Annotated in this window: 5 protein-coding genes; 1 reads left to right on the plus strand and 4 read right to left on the minus strand. The window is 67.9% G+C overall.

Annotated elements, in window-relative coordinates; translation table 11 throughout:
- The first annotated feature begins 41 nt into the window (after positions 1-41).
- Entirely contained in the window at positions 42-1136 is a 1095-nt protein-coding gene (locus ON23_RS05210; RefSeq protein ID WP_039776719.1) for an adenosine deaminase, read from the plus strand.
- Between the two features lie 41 nt (positions 1137-1177).
- On the opposite strand, the gene ON23_RS05215 is transcribed toward ON23_RS05210, so the two are convergent.
- The 4 genes from ON23_RS05215 to ON23_RS05230 all read right to left on the minus strand — a co-directional run.
- Complete coding sequence (locus ON23_RS05215; protein WP_039776720.1) at positions 1178-2440, minus strand: SatS C-terminal domain-containing protein; 1263 nt, start codon at positions 2438-2440, stop codon at positions 1178-1180.
- 33 nt (positions 2441-2473) lie between these two features.
- Entirely contained in the window at positions 2474-2806 is a 333-nt protein-coding gene (locus tag ON23_RS05220; RefSeq protein WP_030513580.1) for a YbaB/EbfC family nucleoid-associated protein, read from the minus strand.
- Positions 2807-2822: 16 nt separating this feature from the next.
- Positions 2823-3170: a hypothetical protein gene (locus tag ON23_RS05225; RefSeq protein ID WP_039776721.1), complete on the minus strand. Its 348-nt coding sequence runs from the start codon at positions 3168-3170 to the stop codon at positions 2823-2825.
- On the minus strand, positions 3167-4312 hold a 1146-nt coding region (locus ON23_RS05230), incomplete at its 5' end, for an NlpC/P60 family protein (protein WP_306307103.1). The genes ON23_RS05230 and ON23_RS05225, both read right to left, overlap by 4 nt.

The following is a 4312-nucleotide window of genomic DNA, read 5'->3' on the forward strand; positions in this document are numbered from 1 at the left end:
AGTTGCCTGCGCGGGCCCGCGAATGCGGATAGCGTCGTTACATGACTGGACCGATGCCTTTGACTCTCGCCTCGATCCGCCAGGCCCCCAAGGCCGTGCTGCACGACCATCTCGACGGTGGCCTGCGTCCCGCGACCGTGCTCGAACTGGCCGAGGATTGCGGATACGACCAGCTACCCGCCACCGACGCGGAGGCGCTGGCGCACTGGTTCCGCGAAGCGGCCGACAGCGGATCGCTCGAGCGCTACCTCGAGACCTTCGCCCACACGGTGGCGGTGATGCAGACGCCGGAGGGACTACGGCGAGTGGCCCGCGAATGCGCGCTGGATCTGGCCGCCGACGGCGTGGTGTACGCCGAGGTCCGCTTCGCGCCCGAACAGCATCTCGAACGCGACCTCACCCTCGACGAGGTCGTCGAGCACACCCTGGCCGGGTTCCGCGAGGGGGAGCGGCTGGCCGCCGAGGCCGGCACTCCCATCCGGGTGACCTGCCTGCTCACCGCCATGCGTCACGCCGCCCGCTCCCGTGAGATCGCCGAACTGACGGTACGGTTCCGGGACCGCGGCGTCGGCGGATTCGATATCGCCGGCGCCGAGGCGGGCTATCCGCCCTCGCGGCATCTGGACGCCTTCGAATACATGCGGGCCAATTGCGCGCAGTTCACCATTCACGCCGGGGAAGCGTTCGGACTGCCGTCGATCCACGAGGCGCTGGCGTTCTGCGGCTGCGATCGGCTCGGGCACGGGGTGCGGATCACCGACGACATCTTCGACAGCGACACCGCCGAACCCACCCTCGGGCTGGTGGCCAATTATGTGCGCGACAAACGGATTCCGCTCGAGCTGTGCCCCTCGTCGAATGTGCAGACCGGTGCGGTACCGGCCCTGGACAAGCATCCGTTCGACCTGCTGGCCCGGTTGCGGTTCCGGGTCACGGTCAACACCGACAACCGGCTGATGAGCGATACCGACATGAGCCGCGAAATGCTCAAACTGGTCGAAACATTCGGCTACGGCTGGAGCGATCTGGAACGGTTCACCATCAACGCCATGAAGTCGGCGTTCATCCCGTTCCCGGACCGGCTGCGCATCATCGACGAGGTGATCAAGCCCGGTTACGCCGTGCTGATCGGATGACCGCGCCGCCCCTCGGATGACCGCTGCGCCTCGGGAACCGGCTAGCCCTTCTCCAGCCGGTTCTCGAAGGCCTGCTCCAGGGCCCGCCAGCTCTCGGCCTCGGCGGTGAACGGCGGACTCGGCGCCAGCCGGGTCGGGTCCGGCTCCAGCAGATAGGAGACGTACCAGCCCAGCGGCGTCGACTTCGCCAGCGCCTGCTCCACCGAATCGTCGCCGAGGTAATCGGCTGCGTCGGTGAACAATTCGACCGCCAGATCGAGCTGGTCGATGTCGACCGACTTGGGGCCCTGCCCCAGATCGTCGGCCAGACCCGGCAGCACGTAGACGTTCTCCTCGGTGACCTCGACCTCGAGCGATCCGTCGACCGCCGCCGTGCGGACCTCACCGTAGGTGCTGACCCGCGCCAGATCGTGGTCGTGATCGTCGGCCAGGTACCGGGCCAGCGCGCGTTCGGAGGGGAAGACGGTGATGGTGCCGTTGCTGCCGAGGAACACCGGCTCGTCGTCCAGATAGCAACGCAGGGTGAAGAATTCGCCCTCGGAGGTGACGATCTTGACGGGGTCGATGCCGACCTCGTGCCAGAAGGTCTCCTCTTCGTCCTCGTCGTCGTCCTCGTCGGTGTCCTCGTCCTCGTCGAGGTCGACCGGTTCGATGTCGTCGTCGTCGGTGTCGGCGACGTCCTCGGCGTCGACGACGTTCTCCTCGGCGGCCAGCAGTTCGGCCTCGGCCACAGCCAGCGCCTCGGCATCGACCTCGGGCGAGGCCACTACCGAATCGATGGCGTCGACGACCTGATCCCAGTCCTTGGCGATCGCGTTGCCGACCTGATCCCACAGCTGTTCGCCGTCGCGGCCGACGAACGCGGTCACACCCGCCGGCAGTGCGCCGAGGACGGGGTGCGAGCCGAAGAACTTGGTGACCACCTCGAGTTCGCACACCTCGCCGATGGTGCGGACCATCTCGAGGGTCTCTTCCAGCTCGGCGATGGTCTCCGGGTCGGGTTCACCGGCCGCGAGCTCCGGGACGCCGACCAGATCGAAGACGTGCTCCTCCTGGGGCTCCAGCTCGGCGGCGGACAAACCGACGACGACCTTCCAGGACGGATGGTCCACCAGATCGTTGTCGTCGTTGGTCCGGATGAACGCGGCGAGCTCCGCGGGGGAGTCGAATCCGTAGAGCTCGTCCTCGTGACCGAGGAATGCCTCCCACTCGTCGTCACCGTCTCGCCAGCGCGGTGCCCACAGGGTGACCAGATCGCCGTCGGTGAGACCGAGCTCGATCGGGACGATGTCTCCAGAAGCCATGAACGGAAGCCTATCGAGCCGTTGCCTTCGGCACTATTCGGCCCGCCCCCCAACGTTTCCCGATTCGGGTGCGGTGAAGGCGGAATTCAGGGTGGCGACCACCTCGGAGCGCTGCTCTCCCGCATTCTGCGCAGCTTGCTGGCATGCCCAGATGATCAACTGGCCCACTTCGGCCGGAGAATGCGAGGTGACGGCCTCGGACAGATCCAGGCCCACCAGGGCGCCGTCGCTGTCGACCTCGACGCTCACCGAACCGTCCTCGGCGGTGAAACGGCCGCGCACGTTCTTGAGGTTGTAGAGCGCCGCCTCGAGGGCCTCGAGTTTATTCGTCGCCGCGGCGACGAGGGCATCCATTTCCGCGCTCACAGTGCGTCCTTTCCGGTCATACGGGCCGCATCCAGCTGGTGGGTCCGGTGTCCTCGTCGTCCATGCGGTCGAGTTCGTCGACGGCTTCCTGGCGGGTGGGCAGGCCCAGCTTGTCCAGGATCTCGGTGGGCATGCCGGATTCGGCGAGCAGTTCGCGCCGGCGGGCCTTGGCGACGATCGCCGACCGCTTGGTCAGCCGCAGGATCTCTGCGGCCAAAGCCTGTGCGCCGTAACGGTATTCGCTCCGCTCGAATTTGATCTCCACCGGAATGCCCTGATCGGTGGCCCGCACGCTGATGGTGCCGGCGCGATTGGTGCTGGCGGCGACCGTGACGCTCGGGATCTGCTGTTGCGGCCGGCTCATGACGTCGGCCTGTAGAACCCGTGGAACGCCATTCCCATGTTCTCCGTTCGAATCGAGTCGATCTGCACCGGATCACCGGCCTCGACCATCTGTCCGTTACCGACGACCATCGCGACGTGACCGTCCCAGATGGCCAGATCGCCCGGCATGACATCGCCCGGGCTCACCGGTGTCGCGCCGGCGCTCTGATCGCAGGCGAGGCGGGGCAGGTCGACGCCGGCCTCGCCGTAGGCCCACTTGGTCAGGCCGCTGCAGTCGAGTCCGGCCCCGGGGGTGTTGCCGCCCCAGACGTACGGCGTGCCGCAGGCGCTGATCGCCGCCTTGACCGCGGTGGCGGCCTTCTGATTGGGCGCCTCGACCTGGCTGCCGTCGGGCAGGGTGATCATGACGCCGCCGTGGCGGCCGGGTTTGTCGGCGCCGGACTGCTGAGCGCCGGGGGTTTTCGTCGCGCCCGAACTCGACCGCGACTGCGTCGCCGCCGAGGCCGGTGTGGTCATGCTGCTCATCATCGAACCGCCGCTCGACACCAGCCCGCCGAGCAGTGAGCTGGCCGTCTGCGCGCCGGTGCTCAGCGCGGGCGCGGCGACCGAGGCGGCGGCCACCGGGGTACCCGACATCGACGGCGTCGGCGGGGGCGGGGTCAGTTCGGTCATCGACGTGGTGTGCGTATCGAGTTCCGACCGCACCCGGCCGACCACACCCAGCGCCTGGCCGAAATGATCGATCGCCGAGTTGACCACGGTGATCAGTCCCGGAGGAGTCGTCAGCGCGGGCCCCAGCGCCGTCACCGACTGCACGAACGACTGGACGATTCCGTCGAGTTCCTTCTGGCCCGTCTGCACCGTGGCGGCGGCCTGGCTCACCACATCGGCCATATCGTTGCCGCGATCCGACATCGTGGCCGCCGAGGTCTGCACCTTGAGCGCCTTGTCCATCGCGGCGTCGCCACCCCCACCGCTCCAGGCGTTGGTCATCTGATTGATGCTCGCGCTGCCGGCCTGGTGGATTCCGTCGAGGTGGGCGGACACCTGACGCAGCGCGTCGGCCGGGCCGCCGGCCGGCAGCACACCGGAGCCGAAGCTGGTGAGCAGATCGATGAGTGGTTGGGCGAGCGCGTCGAGATCGATGACGCCCGTCATCCG

This window comes from Nocardia cerradoensis NBRC 101014, assembly GCF_000308535.1.
In the GTDB taxonomy this organism is placed as follows: Bacteria; Actinomycetota; Actinomycetes; order Mycobacteriales; family Mycobacteriaceae; genus Nocardia; species Nocardia cerradoensis.